Here is a 23,251-nt window from a genome sequence, read left to right as displayed (position 1 = left end):
CGCCTCAGAGCAGCTCGAGGACCGCGCCGATCTCCTGGGTGGCGTACCAGCCCAGCTCGTGCCCCTCGGCCTGGTCCACGACGAACTGCGCGTCCTCGCTGCCGAGGTCGGCCTCGAGCACCACGCCCACGGCTCGTCGAACGTCATCCTCGGCCTCGGCGGCGTCCACGTGCGCGCTGGCGACGACGGAGAGCGGCACGTCGACCCCTACCCGCGCGGCACCGGCGTCGGCCGCGTCGTCCTCGATCGGGATGACCACCGCGTCGGAGACGTCGGCGGCCAGCACCACCCGGCGGCGCGCCGCGGCGGGATCGACGTCGATCAGCCGGAGGCTGGCACGGGCCGCGGCCAGCAGCGCGGCGTACTCCAGTTCCTCGTCGTCGCTCAACTCGTAGTGCGAGCGCAGCTGCGGGGTCACCGCGAACACCGTCAGCGGGCCGTCGAGCTGCCCCTCGTCCAGCAACCGTTGCAGCACGGTGGTCGTGGCCGGCAGGTACACGCGCACCCCGGTCGCCTCCCTCAGTCGTCGGACCGCGACCGTAGCGCCGGGCGCGATGGCTGCTCCTCCCGGCACCGGCCCGCGCGCCGGCGCCGGCGGTCAGGAGGCGGTTTCGACGAGGGCGGCGACCTCCTGCTCGATCAGGTCGGCGAGCACGTCGACATCGCTGATGCTGTCGCGGTCGGCGTTCAGGCCCACGTACACCGTGCCGTCGTAGCTGGTGAGCCCGATCGCCAGCCCCTGACCCTTGGCCAGCGGGACGACCGGGAACACCTCGACCATCCGGGCCCCACCGGCGTACCGGGGGGTCTGCGGACCGGGGACGTTGGTGACGACCAGGTTGAACAGGCGGCGGGAGAGACCGCTGGCGGCGCGGGCGCCGAGCGCGTGCAGCGTCGGCGGGGCGAACCCCGACAGCGCGCTCAGCGTATCCGCGCCCACCGACTGGTTGCTCTGGGTCAGGGCCCGCATCGCGTAGCTGATCCGCGCCAGCCGGACCCGCGGGTTGGGCTCACCCACCGGCAGGTCCACCAGCAGCGAGGAAACCCGGCTGGCGTCGTCGTCCTCGTCACTGCGCACGGACACCGGCACCAGGGCCCGCACCGAGGTGGAGCCGATCACCGGCTCCCCGCGGGAGAGGAGCCACTCCCGCAGCGCGCCGGTCACGACGGTCAGCAGCACGTCGTTGACGGTGCCACCGTTGGCCTTGCGGACGATCTTGACGTCGTCCAGGGTGGCCCGGGCCACGGCCACCCGCCGCTGACGGCCGATCGGGGCGTTGAGCGGGCTCATCGGCGCCGGCCGCATCGCCGTCCGGGCCGCGGCCGCCAGGATCGCCCCGGCCACGCCCGCCCACCGGGCGGCGGTGGCCCGGACGTCACCGACGGCCGTCCGGGCCGTCTCCACCACGGCGGACGGGCGTTCCAGGTACTCCTCGACCGCCTCCCACACCAGCGCCACCTGCCCGGGGGCGCGTCGCGGCCGCCACTCCCCGGTGTCGGGCGGGGTGCCCGGTTCCGGGCTCTCGTCGAGGATGACCTGGCCGATGTCGATGGCGCTCAGCCCGTCGACCAACGCCGGATGGGTCTTGGTGACGACCGCACTGCGGCCGCCGGATAACCCTTCGACCAGGTACATCTCCCACAACGGCCGGCGGCGGTCCAGCGGCCGGGCGGTGAGCCGGGCGACCAGGTCCAGCAACTGCTCCTCGGACCCCGGACGCGGCAGAGCCGACCGGCGCACGTGGTAGCTCACGTCGAAGTCCGGGTCGTCGACCCAGACCGGGTTGGCCAGGTGGCCGGGTACCTCCAGCACCCGCTGGCGGTAGCGCGGCACCAGGGGCAACCGAGCCCGGACGAGGTCGACCAGCGCGTCGTGGTCCAGCACCCCGGCCGGGCACTCGAGCACCAGCACGCCCCCGACGTGCATCGGCGTGTCCGGGTCCTCCAGATAGAGGAACGACGCGTCCAGGGCAGTCAGCCGTTCGACCACGTGACCCTCCTCGCTGCCGTGATGGCCCACGCTACGTCGCCCCGGCCGGCCCGGACAGTCGGTCGGTCGGTCGGTCGGGTCACCGTCGCCCGCGGCGACGCCGGGCGGGCTCCGGCACATCGGCCAGCTCGGCGGCCAGGCTGCGCAGCGCGATGCGGAGCGCCGATCCCGGCGCCACCTCGGCGAGGCTGCGCCCGGCGGCGAGGGCCGTGTCGGTCGCCCGCCGGTCGGCCGGGAGGAACGTATCGACCTGCTGTCCGGCGAAGCGCTCGAAGGCCGCGGCGATCTCCGCACGGGGGTCGCCGGGCACCGGTCCCCGGCGCAGCTGGTTGACCACCAGGCGCGGCTGGACGTCGGGCAGCACCTCGCGCAGCTCGGCCAGCGCACGCACGGCCCGCTGGAGGGCGACCGGGTCCGCACCGCTCACGCACAGCACGTCGTCGGCCGCCTCGAGGACGGTCAACGTGGCGCCGTTGCGCCGGGGAGCGGCGGTGTCGAAGGACAGCTCCTCGTCCTCCTCCAGGTTGAACGAGCAGTCCACCACCGTCAGGGCGGCGAGCCGGCGGGCCTCCTCCAGCACCGCGGCCACCGCGCCCGGCCGCAGTTCCGGCCACCGGTCCGCGCGCGCCAGCCCGGTGAGGACCCGCAGCCGCGGGTGCACCGACCAGGCGAGCCGGGCGAGCGCGGGGACGTCGAGGGTCCCGGCCCCGGTCTGCCGGGCCGCCGCCGCGATCCCCGGTGACTCGTCGAGCAGCCCCAGCACCTGGGCCACCACACCCCCGTAGACGTCCGCGTCCACCAGCAGGCTGGCGACACCCAGCCGGGCGGCCTCGTCGGCCACGCCCACCGCCACGGTGGTCCGCCCGGGGGCGCCGGTCGGACCCCAGACAGCGACCACCCGCCCGCGGCCCGCCGGTCCGTCGGCCGGTTCGGCGGGCAGGCCCAGGGCCGGCAGCGCGGTCCGGGGGTCGGCGACGTCGTGGCCGGCCGGCGGCCCTCCGGTCACCGCTTCCCGGAGCGTCCGGGCGATGAGCTCCGGGGACGAGTCCGCCGGGATGACCCGGCCGACCCCGAGCTTCCGGAGCCGTTCGGTGGCCGGCTCGTCACCCGGTTCCACCAGGCCCACCACCGCGACCCCGGCGGCCGTCAGCCGCGCGACCGCAGCGCCGTCGAGGCGCCGCAGCTCGGCCGACAGCAGCGCCGCCTGCCCGGTACCGGTGGCTGCCGCGGCCAGCAGCTCGGCGACGTCGACGCAGCGCCGCACCACGGTGACCCCGTGGTCGTCACGGTCCAGGGCACCGACCAGCTCCGACTCCCAGGCGGCACCGGTGACGGCGGTGAAGACGTTCAGTGCCATCAGCCGGCCGGCCCCGAGGGCCCGGCGCCGATGCCGGCGGCAGAGCCGGATCCTGCGGCAGCACCGGATCCGGGGACAGCGCCCGCGACGGGGGCGCCACCTCCCGGGGCCGTGCCGCCGTCGATGTCGTCACGGACCACCACGACCAGGCCGCGGCCACCGATGGTGGCCAGCACACCGGCCGCATCACGCGCGGGCATCGATACGACGACCTGCACGGTGGTGGTGGCGGTCGACAGCACCCCTTCCCCGCGGCCGGACACCGCCTGCACCGGGGCCGCGGTCACGACGAGGTCGACGTCGCCACCGGCCACGGTCGCGCCGGTCACCGGGTCGGCCAGGGCGTAGACGTCGACGAGCGATCCACGGGTCAGGCTCGGCGGCACGAAGCCGGCCTGCACCGGAAGGGCCAGTTGCACATGGCCGGTCGGTTCGTCCAGCGCCGAGCGCGGGAGCAGCTCCCCGGTCCGGACGGCGCGGGCGAGCACACGCCCCTCGGGCCGGGTGCTGGAGGCCAGGTATGCCTGGGCGACGTCGTCCAGCCGCACCGGGACGGCGACCAGATCCCCGGCCGCGAGCACCGTGCCCTCGGCCAGGTCGCCTGCGGCGGCCCACACGGGCACGGTGGCGTCGGCAGCGGTGAGCACACGTGCCCCGACGAGCACCGAGCCGAGGACGAGCAGCACACCCAGTACCAGCCGCAGGTCCAGCCACCGTGGAGGGCCTACGCGCCGTGGCCGGGGACCGGCCGGCGCCGGCTGGGCGTCGCCGGGCACGCGGCCGGCACCGGGCGGTGCAGCCTTCGACACGGTCATCCATCCGCTCCCATCCACCGGCGCACCCGCCGACGAGATCGGCGGCACCGGAAACCCCGGGCGCGGAGGCAGATCATGACCGAGTTCCGGACGCACGCGCACCGGTTGTCCACACCTTCGGGTGGAGCGACCAGCCGGCCGAGGCCGGCTGACACACTGGCGGGGACCTTCGACAGGAGACGGACACCTGATGGCGACCCAGCGGTTCCTGACGCTCGACGACGTGGCCGAGATCCTCAACGTCTCGTGGTCCCAGGCCTACGCGATGGTCCGCCGCAAGGAGCTCATCGCCATCCAGATCGGCGGTCGCGGGCAGTGGCGGGTGGAGAAGGACGAGCTCGAGCGCTTCATCCAGCAGAAGTACGCCGAGGCGCGGGCCGGCACCGCCGGCGCGTTGACCGACGACCCGGCCGCCGGCGGACCGACCACCGGCGAGCGCTCGGCCGACGACGCCGCGGTCGAGACGCCCCACTGACCGTCCACTGACCTGACCTGGCCGGGCCGGTCGCCCGAGGTCAGTTCCCCACCGGGCGGGCGGTGCGCACGGCGGCCACCGCGTCCAGGACGACCGCGCGCACCCCGGTGACCGCATCCCTGCGCCGTGGCAGGTCCAGCGGGTGCTCGGCGAGCTCCAGGAAGTCCGCCCCCACCCGGTCGACCGTCCCGGCCAGGACGCTGCCGTCGTCGAGGAGGCACTGGACCGCTGCGCGGTCGCGGGCCAGGCCACGCAGGGCCCGGCGGAGGTCCAACCGGCGGGCCACCGGCCCGACCTCGGCGGGCGGCGCGGTGGCCGCCCCGAGCCCCCCGACGGACCGCACCGCCGCGGTCGCGACCAGCAGTTCGCGCCCCGTCGCGTCGGTGAGCAGCAGCCAGTCGGTGCCCACATCGACCAGCCGGCCGCCGAGCTCGCCCGCACCCCGGCAGGTCAGCGTGACCGGCCATCCCCGGGCGCCGCGCAGTCGATCGGTCAGGAGCAGGCGGCCGTACTCGGCCCGGAAACGGGACGCCGCCTCCAGCTCCTCGTCGTCCGGGGAGTGGGCAGCGAACTGCGCCTCCAGATCGGCGAACAGCTGCTCCCAGCGCACGTCGACAGGTTAGCCGTCCACAGATACTTGCGTTTGGTTGCGTTTGCTGTCGTTCATGGTGTTTGGTCAGTCGACCAAGAGGAGGTCGACATGTCACTGAGCCGGTGGACGGCGACGGCGCTCGCAATGGCCTCGGCCGCCTGGGCGCTCGTCGTCCTGGGTCCGGACGCGAGCCAGGTCCGACGGGCGGTCACCGCCCCCCAGCACCTGGTCGACACCGCAGGCCCCGACGCGCTCCTGGTGCCGGTGGCCGCGGCGGCCGGCTGGCTGTGCTGGGGCTGGGGCGTGCTGGGCCTGCTGCTCACCCTCGCCTCGACGCTCCCCGGCGCGGCCGGCCGCGCGGCGGACCTGGCGCTGGTCGCGCTGCTGCCCGCAGGTGCCCGGCGGCTGGCCGCCGTCGCCCTCGGGTTGACGCTCAGCACCGGTGCCGCAGCACTGGTCACCGCCCCTGCCCTGCCGCAGGACGTGGCACTCGCGACGGCGGCGGCCGACCGCCCGGTCGACGGCCTCACGGGTGCGTTCGTCGAGCAGGTGGGGGGCGCTCCACCGGACTGGCCGCAGGCGCCGGTCGAGCCACCGCCGGAGGGCTTCCCGTCGGCGACCGACCGGGTCGTGCTGCGCGGGGACTGCCTGTGGGACATCGCGGCCGACTGGCTGGCCGCCGGCCGGTCGCCGACCCCCGACGCCGCGGTCGACGACGCCGCGATCCTCGCGGCCGTCCAGGCGTGGTGGCAGGCCAATGCGGCCGTCATCGGCACGGATCCCGACCTGCTGCTACCCGGGCAGGTCCTCTCCCCACCCGACCGTCCGATCCCCGACAGGAGCTCGCCGTGAGCGCACTCCCCTCCCCGGCCGCGCCGGTCGCCGGCGGCCCGGCCGCGCCGCCGCCGGTGGGCACCCCGGCCGCCGTCACCAACCCGCTGCGGCCGCTGCACCTGGTCGTGGTCCGGTCCCCCGGTCCGCCGGTACAGGACCCGCGGGTGCCGGTGGCCCTGGTCCGGCCCGGTCGCCCCTCGCGGCCGGCACCGCCACCCGGCCCGCGCCCGCGGCTGGACGACCCGGCGCGAGGGGCCGGATCCGAGCCGGACTTCGGTCCTTCGCTCACCCGCCGGACCGACCTGCCCGACGCCTCCGCCGCCGGTCGCCGGGTGGTCACCCTGGTCCTCGAGGCCTTCGCCGGCCGGCGCCCGATGACCCAGCTCCAGCCGGTCGTGACCCCGGCCCTGTTCGCCGCGCTGAGCTCCGGCCGGCGTCCCCGCTGGTGCACCGACGGCACGGCGGCGCTGCTGGTCACCTCCGTGCGGGCCTGCGAGCCGGTCGACGGCGTCGCCGAGGTGAGCGCCGTGGCGCGGCGGGCCGGTCGGGCGCACGCCGTCGCCGCGCGGCTCGAGGGCATCGACGGGCGCTGGCGGTGCACCGCGCTGCAGGTCGGCTGACCACCCGAGCGCGAGCCCGCCCGAGCGCGCGCGGGTCAGGCCCGTTGCAGGTGCCCGCCGCGAGCCTGGGAGCGGTGCGGGGTGACCGGACCTTTCCGGCAGTCGCCGTCAGCTGCCGGCGCCGCCATGGCACTGCTTGTACTTCTTGCCCGAGCCGCACGGGCACGGGGCGTTGCGCGGGGTCTCCTTGGTGCCGGTGACCGTCGCCGACTTCGCGGCCTTGCTCCGGCCGCCGTCCTTGGCCGAGGCGTCGAGGCTCGGCGCGCTGTAGGTCAGCGCCTCCCGCTTCGGCGCCTCCAGCCCCTTGACCGACAACTCCGGCCCGGTGCCCGACCCGTTCGCCGCGGCCGCCCCGTCCGCAGTAGCCGCGGGATCGGGCGCGGCCGGCCTGCGCACCCGCCGGGCGGTCCCGGCCTGCGCCGCAGCCGGCGCGGGCTCAGCAGCCGCCGGCGCAGTGGGCGTCGGCGCAGTGGGCGTCGGCGCGGTGGGCGTCGGTGCAGTGGGCGTCGGTGCGGTGGGCGCCGAGCCCGACGGTGTGGACGGCACGGGCTCGGCCTCGTCGTCCACCGAGGTCGTGGGCGCCGGCGATGCCGCGGCAGCCGCCTGGGCCTGGGCCGCCGCCGCAGCAGCCGCGGCCCGCTGGCGGGCCAGCACCCGCTCGGTGCCGGCCTGCGCGGCGGCCAGCGCCTCGGCCTCGGTCTTGGCCTGCTTCTCCGCCGCCTCGGCCGCCTGCTGCTCGGCGGTCTTGACCTCCAGGTTGAACAGGAAGCCGACCGACTCTTCCTTGATGCCGTCGAGCATCGCGTTGAACATGTCGTAGCCCTCGCGCTGGTACTCCACCACCGGGTCGCGGTTGGCCATCGCGCGCAGGTGGATGCCGGCCCGCAGGTAGTCCATCTCGTAGAGGTGCTCGCGCCACTTGCGGTCCAGCACCGACAGCAGCACCCGCCGCTCCAGCTCGCGCATGACCTCCGAGCCCAGCGCCTCCTCGCGGGCGGCGTAGGCGGCGTGCACGTCGTCGAGCAGCTCGGACCTCAGCACGTCGGCGGTCAGCGCGGCCTGGTCGCCGTCGGCGACGCGCCCGAGCAGCTCGTCGCGGTCCAGGCCCACCGGGTAGAGCGACTTGAGCCCGGTCCAGAGCTTCTCCAGGTCCCAGTCCTCGGCGTAGCCGGTCTCGGTGGCGCCGTCGACGTAGGCGCCCACGACGTCGTCGACCATGCTCTGCACCTGGACGTGCAGGTCCTGACCGTCCAGCACCTTGCGTCGCTCGTCGTAGATGACGGTGCGCTGCCGGTTGAGCACCTCGTCGTACTTGAGGACGTCCTTGCGGATCTCGAAGTTCTGCTGCTCGACCTGGGTCTGCGCCGACCGGATCGCCCGGCTGACCATCTTGGACTCGATCGGCTGGTCCTCCGGCACCCGCAGGGTGTTCATCATCGACTCGAGCATCGGGCCGTTGAAGCGCCGCATCAGGTCATCACCCAGCGACAGGTAGAACCGGGACTCCCCCGGGTCGCCCTGGCGGCCGGAGCGGCCCCGTAGCTGGTTGTCGATCCGGCGGCTCTCGTGCCGCTCGGTGCCCAGCACGTAGAGACCACCTGCCTGGGTGACCTGCTCGTGCTCGGCCGCGACCTGCTCCTTGGCCTTCGCCAGCGCGTCGTCCCAGGCGGCCTCGTACTCCTCCGGCGTCTCCGCCGGCGACAGACCACGGGCACGCAGCGCCTCGTCGGCGAGGAAGTCGGGGTTCCCGCCGAGCTGGATGTCGGTACCGCGGCCGGCCATGTTGGTGGCCACCACGACCCCGCCCAGCCGCCCGGCCTCGGCGATGATCGCCGCCTCCCGGGCGTGGTTCTTGGCGTTGAGCACCTCGTGCTTGATGCCCTTGCGGACCAGGAACTTCGACAGCAGCTCCGACTTCTCGACGCTCGCGGTGCCCACCAGCACCGGCTGGCCGGCCTGGTGCCGCTCGGCGATGTCGTCGACGACGGCGTCGAACTTCGCCTTCTCCGTCTTGTAGATGACGTCGGCGCCGTCCTCGCGGACCATCGGCCGGTTGGTCGGGATGGGGACGACGCCGAGGGAGTAGGTCTGGGAGAGCTCGGCGGCCTCGGTCTGGGCCGTGCCGGTCATCCCCGCGAGCTTCTCGTAGAGCCGGAAGTAGTTCTGCAGCGTGATCGTGGCGAGGGTCTGGTTCTCGTCCTTGATCTGCACCTTCTCCTTGGCCTCGATGGCCTGGTGCATGCCCTCGTTGTATCGCCGTCCGGACAGCACGCGGCCGGTGAACTCGTCGACGATGAGCACCTCGCCGTTGCTGACGATGTACTGCTGGTCCTTGTGGAAGAGCTCCTTGGCCTTCAGCGCGTTGTTCAGGTAGCCGATCAGCGGGGTGTTGACCGCCTCGTAGAGGTTGTCGATGCCGAGCTGGTCCTCGACGAACTCGACGCCCTCCTCGGTGATCGCCACCGTCCGCTTGGACTCCTCGACCTCGTAGTGCCGGTCGCGCTTGAGCAGCGGGGCGATGCGGGCGAACTCCCCGTACCAGCGGGCGCTGGTCTCGGCCGGGCCGCTGATGATCAGCGGCGTGCGGGCCTCGTCGATGAGGATCGAGTCGACCTCGTCGACGATCGCGTAGGCGTGCCCGCGCTGGACGAGGTCGCCCTTGCTCCAGGCCATGTTGTCGCGCAGGTAGTCGAAGCCGAACTCGTTGTTCGTGCCGTGGGTGATGTCGCACGCGTACTGCTCGCGCCGCTCGGCCGGCTTCTGCCCGGACAGGATGGTGCCCACCGACAGCCCCAGGAAGCGGTGTACCCGCCCCATCCACTCCGCGTCGCGCTGGGCCAGGTAGTCGTTGGTGGTGACCACGTGCACGCCGTCGCCGGACAGCGCGTTGAGGTAGGCCGGCAGCACCCCGGTCAGGGTCTTGCCCTCACCGGTCTTCATCTCGGCGATGTTGCCCAGGTGCAGCGCGGCCCCGCCCATCAGCTGCACCCGGTAGTGCCGCTGGCCGAGTGTGCGGCTGGCCGCCTCGCGAACGACGGCGAACGCCTCGGGGAGCAGCCGGTCCAGCGACTCCCCGTCGCCGTACCGCTCCCTGAACTCGTCGGTCTTCGCGCGCAGCTCGGCGTCGGTCAGATCGGCGACGTCGGACTCGTGGGACTCGACCGCGTCGGCGATCTTCGTCAGCCGTCGGACGATCTTTCCCTCGCCGGCACGCAGGATCTTGTTGAACACCACGTCCCCCAGCGTAGGCGGACCAGCGGGCAAGGGTGCTCACCCGACCGGACCGGTGCGGCGCGGGGCGGCGGGGTGGGCGCGGGCAGGGTGGGCGCGAGAAGGGTGGCCGTAGCGTGCGCGGGGTGTCCAGGGACCCGACCGACCTCGGCGCGGGTGCGCTCACCTTCCTCGAGGAACGGCACCTCGCCACGCTGACCACGCTGCGCGCCGACGGCAGCCCGCACGTCGTCCCGGTCGGGGTGACCTACGACCCGGCCACCCGTACGGCCCGGGTGATCACCTCGGGCGGCTCGCAGAAGGCCCGCCACGTGCGCGCCGGGCAGCAGCGGGTCGCGGTGTGCCAGGTCGACGGGCGCCGCTGGCTGACCCTGGAGGGTCTGGCAGCGGTCCGGGACGACGCCGCCGCCGTGGCCGACGCCGAGGCGCGCTACGCCCGCCGCTACCGCACGCCGCGGGAGAACCCGGCGCGCGTGGTGATCGAGATATCGGTCGACCGGGTGCTCGGCAACGCCTGACGATGGCGCGGTGAGCCAGCCACCTCTGTCCGCCGAACCGGACCTGTCCACCGTCGACCTGCGCACCGAAACCGTGCGCACCGAGCGCCTGGCGCTGCGCCCCCACCGGGCCGGAGACGCCGACGCGGTGTTCGCCGCCTGCCAGGACCGGGAGACGCTGATCTGGCTCCCGGCGCTGCCGTCGCCCTACACCCGTGCGGACGCCGCGGACTGGGTGACCCGGCTGGCACCGGGTGAGCGTGCCGACGGGCTGGGGATGCCGGTCGCGATCGAGGCCGCCGGGCAGCTGGTCGGCTCGGCGGGGGTGCACCTGCGCCCCGGCCGGCTGGGGCCGGAGATCGGGTGGTGGACGGCGCCGCAGGCCCGCCGGCGCGGCTACGCCGCCGAGGCTGCGCACGCGCTGGCCGCCTGGGCGCTGAGGCTGGGCGCCGCCCGGGTGCACGCGTTCGTCGACGTCGACAACACCGCCTCGGCTGCCGTGGCACGCAGGGCGGGGTTCACCGAGGAGGGCCGGGTTCGGGCCGCCCTGCAGCGCCGCGACGGCAGCTGGGCCGACGCCCTGCTGTTCTCCCGGCTGCCCGGCGACTGACCCGGACCCGAGGTGAGGCCGCCGGACCGATCGGTGGGCCGGGTCGCGACGCGGCTCACCGGTCGGGCAGGTGGCTCCACCTGGGTGACCGCAGCGCCGGACGGCGACGGGCCGCCTCCCCGGCCGGGGAGGCGGCCCGCCGAACGGGCTGTCGTCAGACGGTCGCCGGCTGGCGCTCACTGCTCGGCGCGGCGGCGCCGTTGGCGCTGGTGATCGGGGCGGCCAGTCGGATCAGGCCGTAGTCGTAGGCGTGCCGCCGGTAGACGACCGACGGCTGGCCGGTGTCTGCGCAGGCGAACAGGAAGAAGTCGTGGCCGACCAGCTCCATCTCGTGCAGGGCCTGGTCGACGGTCATCGGGATCGCCGGGTGCACCTTCTCGCGGACGATCTGCCCGGGCAGGTGCTCGTCGAGGTCGGTGACGTGGGGTCCGTCGGCGAGCGCCCGGTCGCGTTCGACGGCCTCCACCGCGGGCGTGGTGGCATCCAGCGGCACCGCGTCGAGCCGCACGCTGGCCGGGGTCCGCCGGCCGTGGTGCACCCGCCGGCGGTCGTTGGCCCGCCGGAGCCGGTTCTCCAGCTTGTTCGCGGCCAGTTCCAGCGCCGCGTAAAAGTCCGGGGCGCAGGCCTCGGCGCGCGCCACCGGGCCCTTGCCCCGCAGGGTGATCTCCACCCGCTGGCAGTGATCGGACTGGCGTGGATTCTTCTCGTGCAGCAGTTCGACGTCGATGCGGATCAACTTCCCGTCGAACCGCTCGAGCTGTCCGACCTTGTCCTCGACGTGTTGCCGGAAGTGCTCCGGAACCTCGACGTTACGACCACGGACCACGATCTCCATGGGACCTCCCGGTTGAGCGGGCTGTGATCCACCGACGCTAGCCCCCAAATCGTTACCCCGACAGTCAGAGCCGTGACCGACCGGCACCAGCTCAACTGCGGACCGTGAAGGTTGCTGGTCGGTCCCGGTGGGCCGGCTGCAACGGTCGGCGCGGGGTCGCCGCGACGACCGCGGCCACCACGGGTGCGTTCCCGAGCTGCCGACCGGCGCCCGGCGGACCACCCGCCGGCAAGCCCGCGGCCAGGAGTGCGGCCAGCGCCCGCGCCGCTTCGGTGAGCGTCGCGCCGCTGGTCACGACGTCGTCCACCAGCACGAGGATGCCGCGCGGGAGCGCCCCTCCGGGCGGCGGCCGGCCCCGGAACCGCCCGGCGAGGTTGCGCCGCCGCTCCCGGGCGTCCAGCCCGGCGGAGTCGCGCGTGCCGCGGGCACGCCGCAGCACCGGGAGCGGCCGGGCGGGCACCCCGGCCGCGCGCAGCTCGGCCGCCGCGCACCCGGCCAGCTCCCGCACATGGTCCCGACCACGCCGCTGCACGGCCGCCGCCGAGCTGGGCACCGGTACGAGCAGCACCGGGCCGCTCCCCGGAAGCAGGTCGGGGCCGGCCCGCAGCAGCACGGTCACCGCCAGTGCCAGTGCGGCGCCGAGCGGGCGGGCCAGTTCGGCGCGACCGTGCTCCTTGAACGCCAGCACGACCGGCCGGACCGGCCCCGCGTACGGACCGGCCGCCACCGTCGGCGGCAGCCCGGGCGGGTGCCGGCGCGGCGCGGCCAGCCGCGGGGCGGTGAGCCAGCGGCCGCAGCGGGGGCACACGTCGCAGCCCGGGACGCCGCACCCGGCGCAGGTGCGCGGCAGCACCAGGTCGGTCAGCGCGCGCCAGCCGGCCGGCGGTCCGTCTCCCCGGGTGGGCACCGCGTCAGCCTGCCGCCGGCCGGGTCGGCACCGCGGCCACCCGGCGGGACTCGGGACCGCGGGGTGCGCTGGGGACGACCGCCGTCGTCCCCGGGTCAGACCGGGTAGAAGGGCGCCGTGCCCGTCAGCGGCTGCTCGCCGCGCACCAGCGTGACCCAGTTCCCCCCGGCCAGCAGCCAGACCGTGCCGTCCGCCGCCGCCAGCGGCTGCCGGCTGGGGGCGGCGGCGATGGCGGTCGGCTGTCCGGGCAGTCCGGCGGTGGTCACCGTGGTGAGCCCCCAGCCGTCGACCCCGACCGAGTAGGGCACCGTGCGCTGCTCCCCCGGATCACCGGCCAGCACGAGCAACGACCCCGGGCTCCGCCAGGCCACGTCGATCACCTGGCTCAACGACGGCGTGACCGACCGGAGATCGCGCACGGTGACGACGTCGTCGGTGCGGACCACGGTCCCGACCAGGAGCCGGCCGCCCTGCACGGTCTCCACGACCACCGCCGCCCGCACGCCGTCGGGCGACAGCTGGAACAACGTGGCCCGGCCCAGGCCGGCCAGGGTGGGGGCGTTCACCGTCTGCGGGGCACCACCGGAGGGCAACCGGATCACCTCCGAGCCGTCCCGCACCGTCCAGATCTCCGGCCGGGTGCCCGCCGCGGTGGGCTCGGTGAAACTTCCGCCGGTGAGCACCGGGACCAGCTCGCCGCCGTACGGTCCGGCGATCAGCGTGGCGGTGCCACCGGCGGTCGTCACCCCGGCCGTGAGGCCGAGCGCGCCGGTGCGGGCGTCGGCCGAGACAGCGGCCGAGGCCAGCCCGTAGGCCCCCTCGCCGGCCGGCCCGGGCGCCGGCTGCCCGTCGGCCCGCCGCAGGGCGCCGGCCTCCAGGTAGTGGCCGACCGCCTCCACCGGGGACACGTCGGGGGCCAGCCCGGCCCAGTCGTCGACGCTCTGCAGCGGGGGCACGTCGGGCAGGCCGAGGGGCCGGCCGTTGCGCAACACCCGCACCGAGCGCAACCCCACCTGCTCCAGCGACCACACCAGCTGCCCGGAGAGAGCCGCGAGGCGGGCATCGGAGGCATCCTCCAAGCCGGTCAGGTCCACGGTCGCGGTCTGCCCGTCACTGGCCACGGTGGTGCGCAGCCGGGCGTCGGCCAGGGGGTTGGTGACCCCGGCGGCGATGGCCGACGAGGGCCCTGCGATCAGCCGCTCGACGAGCGCGTTCGGCTGGGCCTGGCCGGTGACGAGGAAGCGCGGGTCGGGCACCAGCCGGCTGCCGGTCGGGTCGAGGAAGTAGGCGTCGACCTGGTCGTAGGTGCGCTGGAAGTCGGGCAGGAGGAGCAGCAGTCCGTCCTCGGGGTCGGTGATCCGCCACTCCCCCGAGTCATCGGTCAGCGTGAACGAGCGGGTGAAGACCGTGCCGTCACCGACCTCGAACACCCCGCGGCTGTCCACGGTGCCCACCAGTTCGGCGGTGACCTCCACCGTGCCCTGCTGGGTGGACACGGCCGAGTAGGAGGCGCTGATGACCGTGACGCCGCCGCTGTCGGACCAGCTGCGCGCGGCCTCCCCGGTGAGGAACTGCCGCGCCACCGGATGGTTGCGGATGAGGCTGGCGCTGGCGTCGATGAAGCCGCCGACGACCTCCTCCGGCGCCGCCCCGGAGGCCGGCGGCACCGGCTCGATGCCCACGGGTCCGTCAGGGGCCTCCGCCACCTGGGTGATCCGGACCGTCGGGGAGTTGCTGGGCACCGTGCTGCACCCGGCCAGCAGCCCGCCGGCCAGCAGCGCCGCCAGCACGCCGCGGACCCGCCTCACGACGACCCTCCGGTGCGGCGCAGCCCAACCGGGCGCAGCGGCAACGGCGAACCGGTGAGCTCGGCACCGACGGTGAGCGGCAGGGTCAGCCGGAACTGGGCGCCCTGGCCGGGCAGCCCCCACACCTGCAGCCAGCCGCCGTGCAGCCGGGTGTCCTCCAGGCTGATCGACAGGCCCAGCCCACTGCCGCCCACGGTGCGTACCCGCGAGGGGTCGGCCCGCCAGAACCGGTCGAAGACGTGCTGGGCGTCCGCGGAGCTGAGCCCGATGCCGTGGTCGCGCACGGTCATCGCCGCAGCGGTCCGGGACGCGGCGAGGGTGATCTCCACCGGCTCTCCGGCGCCGTGCTCGATGGCGTTGCCGACGAGGTTGCGCAGCACGCGCTCCACCCGCCGTCCCTCGACCTCGGCGATCACCGGCGACGCGGGAACCCGCACCCGCAGCTCGCAGCCCCGCCGCTGCGCCAGCGCCGACATCCCGGCCACCACCCGGTCGACGACCTGGGCGAGGTCCTGGGGCTCGGCCGCCAGCACCGCCGCCCCGGCGTCGTAGCGGCTGATCTCCAGCAGGTCGGACAGCAGCCGCTCGAAGCGGTCCAGCTCGGCGTGCAGCAGTTCGGCCGACCGGGCCACGGCCGGATCGAACTCGCCGCGGGCGTCGTGCAGCACGTCGGCGGCCATCTGCACCGTCGTCAGCGGGGTGCGCAGCTCGTGCGAGACGTCGGAGGTGAACCGCTGCTGCAGCTGGGACAGGGCCTCCAGCTGGGTGATCTGCCGCTGGAGGCTGTCGGCCATCGCGTTGAAGCTGGTCGCCAGCCGGGCCAGGTCGTCCTCGCCGCGTACCAGCAGCCGTTCCTCCAACCGCCCCTCGGCCAGCCGCTGCGCGCTCTCCGCGGCGCGCCGGACCGGGTCGACCACCAGCCGGGTGACCAGCACGCCGATGCCGACGACGAACAGCACCAGGGCGATCCCGCTGATCACCACGGTACTGCGGATGAGCTCCAGGCTCTCCCGCTCCTGTTCCAGCGGGAAGGCGAAGTAGACCTCGACCCGGTCACCGCTCTGCCCGTCGGCCGGGACAGGCGCCCCGACCAGCAGCGTGGGCACCGGGTTTCCGGAGGCGTCGGGCACCATCGCGTACCGGTAGGCCTGCGACCCGTCGGCCACCTGGGCACGCAGGTCGGCGGGCAGGGCGCCGTAGACCAGCGGCCGGCTCCAGGCCGGTCGCTCGGTGCCACCGGACCGGTACAGCATGACGACGTCGAAGTCACCGGCCGCGCCGCCGCGGGACCGCAGCCCCTGGACCGCGCGGTCCAGCGCCGAGCGGACGCTCGCGGCGTCGCCGGTGGCGATCCCGCTGACCTCGGACTGGGCGTAGAGCACCCCGGCCAGGGACTGGTCGACCGCGGCCTGACGCTTCACGCTGAGCAGCTGGTCGCTGATCTGCCGGAAGAGCACCATGCTCACGATCACCACCACGACCGCCGCGACGACCGCGGCGATGGCACCGATCCGGAGCTGCAGCGACGCCCGCCAGGCGCGGAGCCCGGCCCGGACGACCCGGCGACCGGTGCGCCGCGCGCGCAGCGCGCGGCGGCGCAGGCGCAACCTCATCCGCCGGGCCACCGTGGTGCGTCGCCGCGCCGGCACGGGATCCGGTGCCGCGCCGTCGGCACCGCCCGCCGCACCCGGGATCACGTCGTCCGGCCGGGGCGCGGGGTCCCCGGCACGGGCCACCGGCGACCCGGCCACGGACCTCACCGGCCGGTGGCCCGGCCGGTCACCGTGCACATCGGCCGGCTCACGCGGACGGTGCCGCGATCACGGGGGTCCGGCCTTGTAGCCGACGCCGCGGACGGTGAGCACGACCTCGGGGCGCTCGGGATCGCGCTCGACCTTGGCGCGCAGGCGCTGCACGTGCACGTTCACCAGCCGGGTGTCGGCGGCGTGCCGGTAGCCCCACACCTGCTCCAGGAGCAGCTCGCGGGTGAACACCTGCCGGGGCTTGCGGGCCAGCGCCACCAGCAGGTCGAACTCCAACGGCGTGAGCGGGATCGGCGCGCCGCCGCGGGTGACCTGGTGGGCCGGCACGTCGATCTGCACGTCCCCGATCGTGAGGTTCTCGGCCTGGCCGTTCTCGCCGCGGCGCAGCTGGGCGCGCACCCGCGCGACCAGCTCGACCGGCTTGAACGGCTTGGTCACGTAGTCGTCGGCACCGGCCTCCAGGCCCTGGACGACGTCGATGGTGTCGCCCTTGGCGGTGAGCATGACGATCGGCACGGTCGACTGGGTGCGGATGTCCGCGCAGATCTGCAGGCCGTTGCGACCGGGCAGCATCAGGTCGAGCAGCACCAGGTCGGGGCGCAGCTGCTGGAAGGTGGCGACGGCGCGGGCACCGTCGGAGACGAACGCCGGCTCGTACCCCTCCCGGCGCAGCACGATGCCCAGCATCTCGGCGAGGGCGGCGTCGTCGTCGACGACGAGGACGCGGCCGCGGCTGGTCCCCGCGGGGGGAGCGGAAGGTGGCACGGAACCCATTCTGCGTGACGCGGGCAGGGAAGCGGTCCACCCCGCCCGGTGGAGTCCCCCGGGCGGGGCGGAATGCCAGCCGCACCCGCTGGAACGGTCAGGCCCCGTCCAGAGGCTCGCCCCGAGCTTGCGAGGGGTGAGGAGGACGGGGTCCTTCCTCAGTAGCGGTAGTGGTCGCTCTTGTAGGGGCCCTCGACCGGCACCCCGAGGTAGTCCGCCTGCACCTTGCTGAGCTCGGTGAGCTTCACGCCCAGGGCGCCGAGGTGCAGCCGGGCGACCTTCTCGTCCAGGTGCTTGGGCAGCACGGTGACCCCGGGGATCTGGCCGTCGTAGGCCGCCTGGTTGGTCCACAGCTCCAGCTGGGCGAGCACCTGGTTGGAGAACGAGTTGCTCATCACGAAGCTGGGGTGCCCGGTGGCATTGCCCAGGTTCAGCAGCCGGCCCTCGGACAGCACGATGATCGTGTGGCCGTCGGCGAACCGCCATTCGTCCACCTGCGGCTTGATCGTCGTCCGGGTGACCCCCGGCGTGCGGGCCAGCCCGGCGATGTCGATCTCGTTGTCGAAGTGCCCGATGTTGCCGATGATCGCCTGGTGCTTGGTGGCGGCCAGCTGCTCGGCGGAGATGATGTCCTTGTTGCCGGTCGCGGTGACGATGATGTCGGCGGTCCCGATCACGTCGTCCAGGGTGGTGACCTGGAATCCCTCCATCGCCGCCTGCAGCGCGCAGATCGGGTCGATCTCGGTGACGATCACCCGGGCGCCCTGGCCGCGGAGGGCCTCGGCGCAGCCCTTGCCGACGTCGCCGAAGCCGCAGACGACGGCGACCTTGCCGCCGATCATGACGTCGGTGGCCCGGTTGATGCCGTCGATGAGCGAGTGCCGGCAGCCGTAGAGGTTGTCGAACTTGCTCTTGGTCACCGAGTCGTTGACGTTGATCGCCGGGAAGAGCAGCCGGCCCTCGCGGGCGAGGTCGTAGAGCCGCAGCACGCCGGTGGTGGTCTCCTCGGTGACGCCCTTGATGGCCTGGCCCACCTTCGTCCAGCGCTGCTGGTCGGTGGTCAGGCTCTGCCGGAGGACGTCGAGGATGACGCCGTACTCCTCGGAGTCGGCGTCGGTCGTGTCCGGAACGGCGCCCTCGGCCTCGAAGCGGGTGCCGAGGTGGATCAGCAGGGTGGCGTCACCGCCGTCGTCGAGCAGCATGTTCGGGCCGATGACGGTGCCCTCGTCGTCGGTGAACTCGAACAGCCGCTGGGTGCACCACCAGTACTCCGGCAGCGTCTCGCCCTTCCAGGCGAAGACCGGGACGCCGGTGGGCTCCTCGGGCGTGCCGTCGCCGACGGCGATCGCGGCGGCCGCGTGGTCCTGGGTGGAGAAGATGTTGCAGCTCACCCAGCGGACGTCGGCGCCCAGGGCGACGAGGGTCTCGATGAGGACGGCGGTCTGCACGGTCATGTGCAGCGAGCCGGCGATCCGGGCGCCGGCCAGCGGCTGCTCGTCGCCGTACTCGGCGCGCAGCGCCATGAGGCCGGGCATCTCGTGCTCGGCGAGGGAGATCTCCTTGCGGCCGAAGCCGGCGAGGGAGAGGTCGGCGACCTTGTAGTCGTCGGTGGTCAGGATGCGGGTGCCGGGAGTGGCGGTCATGTCGCTCCAGTGTCCGGCCGGGCGCCGTCCCCGGTCGGGGCGCGCGCGGGCGCGGGAGGTGTGTGCGGGGTTGAGCGAGCATGCCGAGGCTTCGGCGGGGCTCGTACCGGGATCGAGGGTACCGCCGCGCGCGCCTCCCCCGTCCGGCCCTTCTGCAGGGTCCCGCCGCGAGCTTGCGAGCGGTGGGGGGCAGTGACCCCGTCCAGAGGCTCGCCCCGAGCGTGCGAGGGGTGAGGAGGACGGGGTCCTTTCTCAGCGCAGGGCGGTGGTCACCCGGTACAGCAGCGCCGGCCCGCGGGCCGACAGGGGCGCGCCGGCCGGCACGAACGCCGACTGGCCGCGGGTCAGCTCCAGCTCGCCGTCGGCGGAGCCCAGCACGGCGGCGCCCCGTGCGCACAGCACCACCTGCGGACCGGCGGTGGTCAGCACCCCGGCATCGACGCCGAGCTCCACCCGGGTGAGGTCGAAATCCTCCACCGGCACGGGGTAGCGCAGCCCGCCGGGGCCCAGCACGGGGTGCAGCACGGGCACCTTGCCGTCGCTGAAGTCGACCACCTCGATGAGCGCGGCGAGATCGACGTGCTTGGTGGTCAGCCCCCCGCGCAGCACGTTGTCGGAGCTGGCCATGACCTCGACGCCGGCGCCGCACAGGTAGGCGTGCAGGTTGCCGGCGGGCAGGAACACGGCCTCGCCGGGCGCCAGCTTGAGGTGGTTACACATCAGCGAGATGACGACGCCGGGGTCACCCGGGTAGGTGCCGGCCAGCTGCGCGGCCCAGCGGTAGGTGTTGATGAACTCCGGGTCGTGCGCGGCGACGAAGCTGGCGGCCCGCTCGGCGACGGCGCTCACCAGTGACTCGCGCCGCTTCGTGGACAGCGCGAGCAACTGCGGGATCGCCGTCCGCAGCCCGCCCCGGGCCAGCGCGGCGATGGTGGGCATCAGCTCGGGCAGTTGCAGCTTGGCCAGGCAGTGCAGCGACTCCTCGACCGGCCGGAACCCGCACAGTGCCTCGACCGGGGTGATCGCCAGCAGGATCTCCGGCTTGTGGAACGGGTCCTTGAAGGTGCGGGTCGGGTCGTCCTTCGGAACGCCGGCGGCCTCCTCGGCAGCGAACCCCGTCTCGGCCTGCTCGCGGGTGGGGTGCGCCTGCAGCGACAGCGGCCGGTCCGCGGCGAGCACCTTCATGAGGAAGGGCAGCCGGGGACCGAACCGCGCGCTCACCACCGGCCCGAGCAGTTCGTCGGGCGCGGCCGCGATGGCCGCGTCCAACGGGGTGCCGTCGGCCATCCGGCTCGGGGCGTCGGGGTGGGCGCCCATCCAGAGCTCCGCGTAGGGCTCAGCGGCGGGCGAGTCCAGCCCCAGCAGCTCGGGGATGACCGTCCGGCTGCCCCACGGGTAGTGCCGCACGGTGCTGGTGAGCTGCCACATCACCCGAGAGGCTACGGCTGTACCGGTCACCCGGTACACGTCGACCGGCGGCGAGCTGCACCACAGCCGGCCTCACCCGGCGGGGGTGCCCCCGCCCGCTGTACCGGGCGGGGCCTACCCGCAGCGGCGCGCCGGGTCAGGACGGGCGGGAGCGCTCGTGGTCCAGGGCCAGGGCCAGGTAGACGGCGGTGAAGTCGGCGACCGCGAGCTGCCGGGCCAGCTGGCACAGCCGCGGGTGCCGGTCGGGCTCGCCGTGCTCGGCCAGCCGGCTGACCGGGACGTTGGAGTCGGCGGCGGTGCGGAGGACCTCCTGCATTGCCTCGGCCGCCGAGCGCGGCTTCCGCTCGGAGGCACCGTCGGAGTCGCCGGCGTCGGCGTCCCGGATGGTCAGCAGCCGCAGCCGCCGGCCGGCGTCGTCCGCCCGGTCGCGGAAGAAGTCGTCCTGGCCGCCCTCGGGCGCCAGCGGGCCGGCCAGCACGGCGCGGGCGGCCACCCGCTGGTCGGGCAGCCGGAAGCCGGTGACGGGCAGGCCGGCGAGGGTGGCCAGCTGGTCGCCCACCCGCCCGGCGGCCGCGCCGGCCAGCGGGCCCTCGGCGACGATCACCGGTAGCGCGTCGAGGAGCTCGAGGGCGAGGGTCTTCGCCGGGTTGACGAAGGACTCCCTGGCCGGCCCGCACTCCGCGGCGATCTCGTCCAGCGCCGCGGCCACCACCTCGGTGTCCGCAACCCCCTCGGGCAGCAACCCGAGCTGGTCGGCCAGCAGCAGCATCGGGGTGAGCAGCGACCACAGCGTGGTGTGCCGCACCCGGGAGGCCGGCAGCGCGACGTAGGGCGCGCGGGCACGGGCACAAGCGGCGTGCAGCGGCGCGTCCTCGGCACCGATGCCCACCACGGCCACGCCCCGGCGGGCGGCCTCGTACGCCGGGGCGACCGCGTAGCGGCCCGCTCCGGTCCGGGTGGCGACGACGGCGACGTCGCTGGCACCCATCCACACCGGCAGCGCCGGGCCCGGGACGACGTCGACGGTGACCGGGCTGGCCGGGCCGAGCAGCGCCCGGAGCACCATGGCGGCCACCGCGCCCTCCCGGCGGGCGACGATGACCAGGCCCCGCGGGCGACCTCCGGCGGTGACCCGCTCGAGGCCCACCTCGCCGGTCAACCGGGCGGTCTCGCGGACCTGCGCCCCGGCGCCGGCGACGGCCGGCAACAGACCCCGTGGATCGCGCGAGCGCAGCAGGTCCAGGTCGTCGAAGACCTCCTCGGCGAGCTCCGCGGAGCTCATGCGGTGCGCCGCCGCGCCTCGTCCAGCAGCAGCACCGGGATGCCGTCGCGCACCGGGAACGCCCGGGAGCAGGTGCCGCAGACCAGCTCGGCGGCCGCCACGTCGACGGTGAGCGGGCTGTGGTGGGTGTCGGGGCAGGCCAGGACGGCCAGCAACGCCGGGTCGATGCCCAGGGTCGCCTCTCCCGCACCGCCGTTCGGGTCCCGCTCGTTCATGACCGCACCACCTCCAGGACCTCGTCGCGCACGTCGCGCATCCGCGCCGTGTCCGGCGCCTCCACGTTCAGCCGCAGCAGCGGCTCGGTGTTGCTGGCCCGCAGGTTGAACCAGGCACCGTCGGGCAGCTGGACGGTCAGCCCGTCCAGCTCGTCGAGAGTGACGCCCTCGCGGGAGCCCCAGGTCTCGCGCACCGCGGCGATCCGGCCGGCGGCGTCGGCGACCGTGGAGTTGATCTCCCCGGAGGCGGCGTACCGGCTGTAGGCGGCGGTGAGCTCCGAGAGCGGGCGGGACTGCTCGCCCAGCGCCGCGAGCACGTGCATCGCGGCGAGCATCCCGGTGTCGGCACGCCAGAAGTCGCGGAAGTAGTAGTGCGCCGAGTGCTCACCGCCGAAGACCGCGTCGGTCCGGGCCATCTCCTCCTTGATGAAGGAGTGCCCGACCCGGGTGCGGACCGGGTTCCCGCCGTGCTCGCGGACGATCTCGGGCACCGCCCGCGAGGTGATCAGGTTGTGGATGATCGTCGTCCCGGCTCCCTTGGCCAGCTCGCGCACCGCCACGAGCGCGGTGATCGCCGAGGGGCTGACCGCCTCGCCGCGCTCGTCGACGATAAAGACCCGGTCCGCATCGCCGTCGAAGGCCAGCCCGATGTCGGCGCCGTGCTCGATCACGGCGGCCTGCAGGTCGACCAGGTTGGCCGGGTCCAGCGGGTTGGCCTCGTGGTTCGGGAACGAGCCGTCGAGCTCGAAGTACATCGGGACGACGATCAGCGGCAGCCCGGCCAGCACCACCGGGACCGTGTGCCCACCCATGCCGTTCCCCGCGTCGACGACCACCCGCAGCGGCCGGAGGCCGGACAGGTCCACCAGCCCGCGCAGGTGGGTGGCGTACTCGTCGATCACGTCGCGGCCGGTGACCGACCCCACCCGCTCCGGCACACGTTCGAGCCGGCTGCCCTGCTCGTCGGTCAGCTGCTCGGCCCACTCGCGGATCCGCACCAGCCCGGACTCCTGGCCGATGGGCGCGGCGCCGGCCCGGCAGAGCTTGATGCCGTTGTACCGGGCCGGGTTGTGGCTGGCGGTGAACATCGCGCCGGGCAGGTCCAGCGAGCCGGCGGCGAAGTACAGCATGTCGGTGGAGCCCAGGCCGGCCTCCACGACGTCGAGGCCCCGCTCCAGGACGCCCTCGGCGAAGGCCCGGGACAACGGCACCGAGGTGTCGCGCATGTCGTGGGCGGTCACCACCGCCGTCGCGCCGGACTCCAGGTGGACGAACTCGGCGAAGGCGGCGCCGATGGCACGGGCCACGCCCTCGTCCCACTGGTCCGGGACGACGCCCCGCACGTCGTAGGCCTTGATGATCGACGACAGGTCGGACAACAGCTCACCCTCGCACTCGCCCCGCCGCGGCCGGTGCGACCGGCGGCCGGGTCGACCCTAGTGGCGCCGCCCGAGCGGCGCGGCTCCGGCGGGCTGGGGTCCGGCGGGCTAGCCTTGATCTTTCGTGATCTTGTCGGGGTTCATGATCGTCGGGGTTCTGAGCCCGCGTGGGCGTGAGGATGACATCGGGGTGTGACGGTTCGCC

The 23,251-nt window shown here is 74.6% G+C and carries 21 protein-coding genes; 5 read left to right on the top strand and 16 right to left on the bottom strand.

Annotation, left to right across the window (positions count from 1 at the left end):
• Nucleotides 1–4: 4 nt before the first annotated feature.
• The 4 genes from ACYVG5_RS19310 to ACYVG5_RS19295 all read right to left on the bottom strand — a co-directional run bounded on the left by ACYVG5_RS19310 (nucleotide 5) and on the right by ACYVG5_RS19295 (nucleotide 4,162).
• Nucleotides 5–505 (bottom strand): DUF6912 family protein, encoded by a 501-nt coding sequence (locus ACYVG5_RS19310; RefSeq protein ID WP_222050273.1) that lies wholly within the window; start codon nucleotides 503–505, stop codon nucleotides 5–7.
• Between the two features lie 93 nt (nucleotides 506–598).
• Nucleotides 599–1,990, bottom strand: coding sequence for a WS/DGAT/MGAT family O-acyltransferase (locus tag ACYVG5_RS19305; RefSeq protein ID WP_460683451.1), 1,392 nt, complete (start codon nucleotides 1,988–1,990; stop codon nucleotides 599–601).
• A gap of 79 nt (nucleotides 1,991–2,069) precedes the next feature.
• Nucleotides 2,070–3,347, bottom strand: coding sequence for an AAA family ATPase (locus ACYVG5_RS19300; protein WP_222050271.1), 1,278 nt, complete (start codon nucleotides 3,345–3,347; stop codon nucleotides 2,070–2,072).
• Nucleotides 3,347–4,162: an SAF domain-containing protein gene (locus ACYVG5_RS19295; protein WP_222050270.1), complete on the bottom strand. Its 816-nt coding sequence runs from the start codon at nucleotides 4,160–4,162 to the stop codon at nucleotides 3,347–3,349. Before ACYVG5_RS19295 ends, ACYVG5_RS19300 begins: the two co-directional genes overlap by 1 nt.
• Nucleotides 4,163–4,352: 190 nt before the next feature.
• Between ACYVG5_RS19295 and ACYVG5_RS19290 the strand changes: the two genes are divergently transcribed.
• Nucleotides 4,353–4,637 (top strand): helix-turn-helix domain-containing protein, encoded by a 285-nt coding sequence (locus tag ACYVG5_RS19290; protein ID WP_222050269.1) that lies wholly within the window; start codon nucleotides 4,353–4,355, stop codon nucleotides 4,635–4,637.
• A gap of 40 nt (nucleotides 4,638–4,677) precedes the next feature.
• On the opposite strand, the gene ACYVG5_RS19285 is transcribed toward ACYVG5_RS19290, so the two are convergent.
• Complete coding sequence (locus tag ACYVG5_RS19285; RefSeq protein WP_222050268.1) at nucleotides 4,678–5,247, bottom strand: hypothetical protein; 570 nt, start codon at nucleotides 5,245–5,247, stop codon at nucleotides 4,678–4,680.
• 90 nt (nucleotides 5,248–5,337) lie between these two features.
• On the opposite strand from ACYVG5_RS19285, the gene ACYVG5_RS19280 reads away from it, so the two are divergent.
• Both ACYVG5_RS19280 and ACYVG5_RS19275 read left to right on the top strand, forming a co-directional pair.
• Nucleotides 5,338–6,081: a LysM peptidoglycan-binding domain-containing protein gene (locus ACYVG5_RS19280; protein WP_222050267.1), complete on the top strand. Its 744-nt coding sequence runs from the start codon at nucleotides 5,338–5,340 to the stop codon at nucleotides 6,079–6,081.
• On the top strand, nucleotides 6,078–6,683 hold the full coding sequence (locus tag ACYVG5_RS19275) for an Rv3235 family protein (RefSeq protein ID WP_222050266.1): 606 nt from the start codon (nucleotides 6,078–6,080) through the stop codon (nucleotides 6,681–6,683). Before ACYVG5_RS19280 ends, ACYVG5_RS19275 begins: the two co-directional genes overlap by 4 nt.
• A 108-nt stretch (nucleotides 6,684–6,791) precedes the next feature.
• Here ACYVG5_RS19275 and secA read toward each other — a convergent pair whose 3' ends face one another.
• Nucleotides 6,792–9,917 carry a preprotein translocase subunit SecA gene (gene secA / locus ACYVG5_RS19270; protein WP_222050265.1) on the bottom strand — a complete coding sequence of 1,042 codons (3,126 nt, stop codon included), beginning with the start codon at nucleotides 9,915–9,917 and terminating at the stop codon, nucleotides 6,792–6,794.
• A 122-nt stretch (nucleotides 9,918–10,039) separates the two neighbouring features.
• Here secA and ACYVG5_RS19265 point away from each other — a divergent pair, with 122 nt between their 5' ends.
• Nucleotides 10,040–10,432: a TIGR03618 family F420-dependent PPOX class oxidoreductase gene (locus ACYVG5_RS19265; RefSeq protein WP_222050264.1), complete on the top strand. Its 393-nt coding sequence runs from the start codon at nucleotides 10,040–10,042 to the stop codon at nucleotides 10,430–10,432.
• A gap of 10 nt (nucleotides 10,433–10,442) precedes the next feature.
• Entirely contained in the window at nucleotides 10,443–11,021 is a 579-nt protein-coding gene (locus tag ACYVG5_RS19260) for a GNAT family N-acetyltransferase (protein WP_222050263.1), read from the top strand.
• A 154-nt stretch (nucleotides 11,022–11,175) separates the two neighbouring features.
• On the opposite strand, the gene hpf is transcribed toward ACYVG5_RS19260, so the two are convergent.
• The 10 genes from hpf to ACYVG5_RS19210 form a co-directional block, all read right to left on the bottom strand.
• Nucleotides 11,176–11,856: a ribosome hibernation-promoting factor, HPF/YfiA family gene (hpf, locus tag ACYVG5_RS19255; RefSeq protein ID WP_222050262.1), complete on the bottom strand. Its 681-nt coding sequence runs from the start codon at nucleotides 11,854–11,856 to the stop codon at nucleotides 11,176–11,178.
• Between the two features lie 91 nt (nucleotides 11,857–11,947).
• Nucleotides 11,948–12,763, bottom strand: a complete 816-nt coding sequence (locus ACYVG5_RS19250; RefSeq protein WP_222050261.1) for a ComF family protein — start codon at nucleotides 12,761–12,763, stop codon at nucleotides 11,948–11,950.
• Nucleotides 12,764–12,858: 95 nt separating this feature from the next.
• Entirely contained in the window at nucleotides 12,859–14,571 is a 1,713-nt protein-coding gene (locus ACYVG5_RS19245) for an LpqB family beta-propeller domain-containing protein (RefSeq protein WP_222050260.1), read from the bottom strand.
• A complete protein-coding gene (gene mtrB, locus ACYVG5_RS19240) occupies nucleotides 14,568–16,322 on the bottom strand; it encodes an MtrAB system histidine kinase MtrB (RefSeq protein WP_460683450.1) in 1,755 nt (584 codons plus the stop codon). Before mtrB ends, ACYVG5_RS19245 begins: the two co-directional genes overlap by 4 nt.
• Before the next feature lie 69 nt (nucleotides 16,323–16,391).
• A complete protein-coding gene (mtrA, locus tag ACYVG5_RS19235) occupies nucleotides 16,392–17,108 on the bottom strand; it encodes an MtrAB system response regulator MtrA (protein ID WP_222050259.1) in 717 nt (238 codons plus the stop codon).
• Nucleotides 17,109–17,257: 149 nt separating this feature from the next.
• Entirely contained in the window at nucleotides 17,258–18,742 is a 1,485-nt protein-coding gene (gene ahcY / locus ACYVG5_RS19230; protein WP_222050258.1) for an adenosylhomocysteinase, read from the bottom strand.
• 252 nt (nucleotides 18,743–18,994) lie between these two features.
• Entirely contained in the window at nucleotides 18,995–20,170 is a 1,176-nt protein-coding gene (gene manA, locus ACYVG5_RS19225) for a mannose-6-phosphate isomerase, class I (RefSeq protein WP_222050257.1), read from the bottom strand.
• Between the two features lie 136 nt (nucleotides 20,171–20,306).
• The gene (locus ACYVG5_RS19220) at nucleotides 20,307–21,452 is read right to left on the bottom strand and encodes an SIS domain-containing protein (protein ID WP_222050256.1); all 1,146 of its coding nucleotides are present in this window, start codon (nucleotides 21,450–21,452) and stop codon (nucleotides 20,307–20,309) included.
• Nucleotides 21,449–21,667: a Trm112 family protein gene (locus tag ACYVG5_RS19215; protein WP_246630965.1), complete on the bottom strand. Its 219-nt coding sequence runs from the start codon at nucleotides 21,665–21,667 to the stop codon at nucleotides 21,449–21,451. Before ACYVG5_RS19215 ends, ACYVG5_RS19220 begins: the two co-directional genes overlap by 4 nt.
• Nucleotides 21,664–23,046 (bottom strand): phosphomannomutase/phosphoglucomutase, encoded by a 1,383-nt coding sequence (locus ACYVG5_RS19210; RefSeq protein ID WP_222050255.1) that lies wholly within the window; start codon nucleotides 23,044–23,046, stop codon nucleotides 21,664–21,666. Before ACYVG5_RS19210 ends, ACYVG5_RS19215 begins: the two co-directional genes overlap by 4 nt.
• Between the last annotated feature and the right edge of the window lie 205 nt (nucleotides 23,047–23,251).

It is taken from the genome of Modestobacter lapidis (assembly GCF_054780755.1).
The sequence above is the reverse complement of the archived record's forward strand: the minus strand, read 5'-3'. Positions and strand labels throughout refer to the sequence as shown.

Excerpts from the sequence above, each read along its gene's own strand:
- manA (WP_222050257.1), bottom strand. The coding sequence starts at position 20,170 with ATGTGGCAGCTCACCAGCACCGTGCGGCACTACCCGTGGGGCAGCCGG.
- mtrA (WP_222050259.1), bottom strand. The coding sequence starts at position 17,108 with ATGGGTTCCGTGCCACCTTCCGCTCCCCCCGCGGGGACCAGCCGCGGC.
- hpf (WP_222050262.1), bottom strand. The coding sequence starts at position 11,856 with ATGGAGATCGTGGTCCGTGGTCGTAACGTCGAGGTTCCGGAGCACTTC.
- ACYVG5_RS19300 (WP_222050271.1), bottom strand. The coding sequence starts at position 3,347 with ATGGCACTGAACGTCTTCACCGCCGTCACCGGTGCCGCCTGGGAGTCG.
- ahcY (WP_222050258.1), bottom strand. The coding sequence starts at position 18,742 with ATGACCGCCACTCCCGGCACCCGCATCCTGACCACCGACGACTACAAG.
- ACYVG5_RS19280 (WP_222050267.1), top strand. The coding sequence starts at position 5,338 with ATGTCACTGAGCCGGTGGACGGCGACGGCGCTCGCAATGGCCTCGGCC.
- ACYVG5_RS19295 (WP_222050270.1), bottom strand. The coding sequence starts at position 4,162 with ATGACCGTGTCGAAGGCTGCACCGCCCGGTGCCGGCCGCGTGCCCGGC.
- ACYVG5_RS19215 (WP_246630965.1), bottom strand. The coding sequence starts at position 21,667 with ATGAACGAGCGGGACCCGAACGGCGGTGCGGGAGAGGCGACCCTGGGC.
- ACYVG5_RS19290 (WP_222050269.1), top strand. The coding sequence starts at position 4,353 with ATGGCGACCCAGCGGTTCCTGACGCTCGACGACGTGGCCGAGATCCTC.
- ACYVG5_RS19220 (WP_222050256.1), bottom strand. The coding sequence starts at position 21,452 with ATGAGCTCCGCGGAGCTCGCCGAGGAGGTCTTCGACGACCTGGACCTG.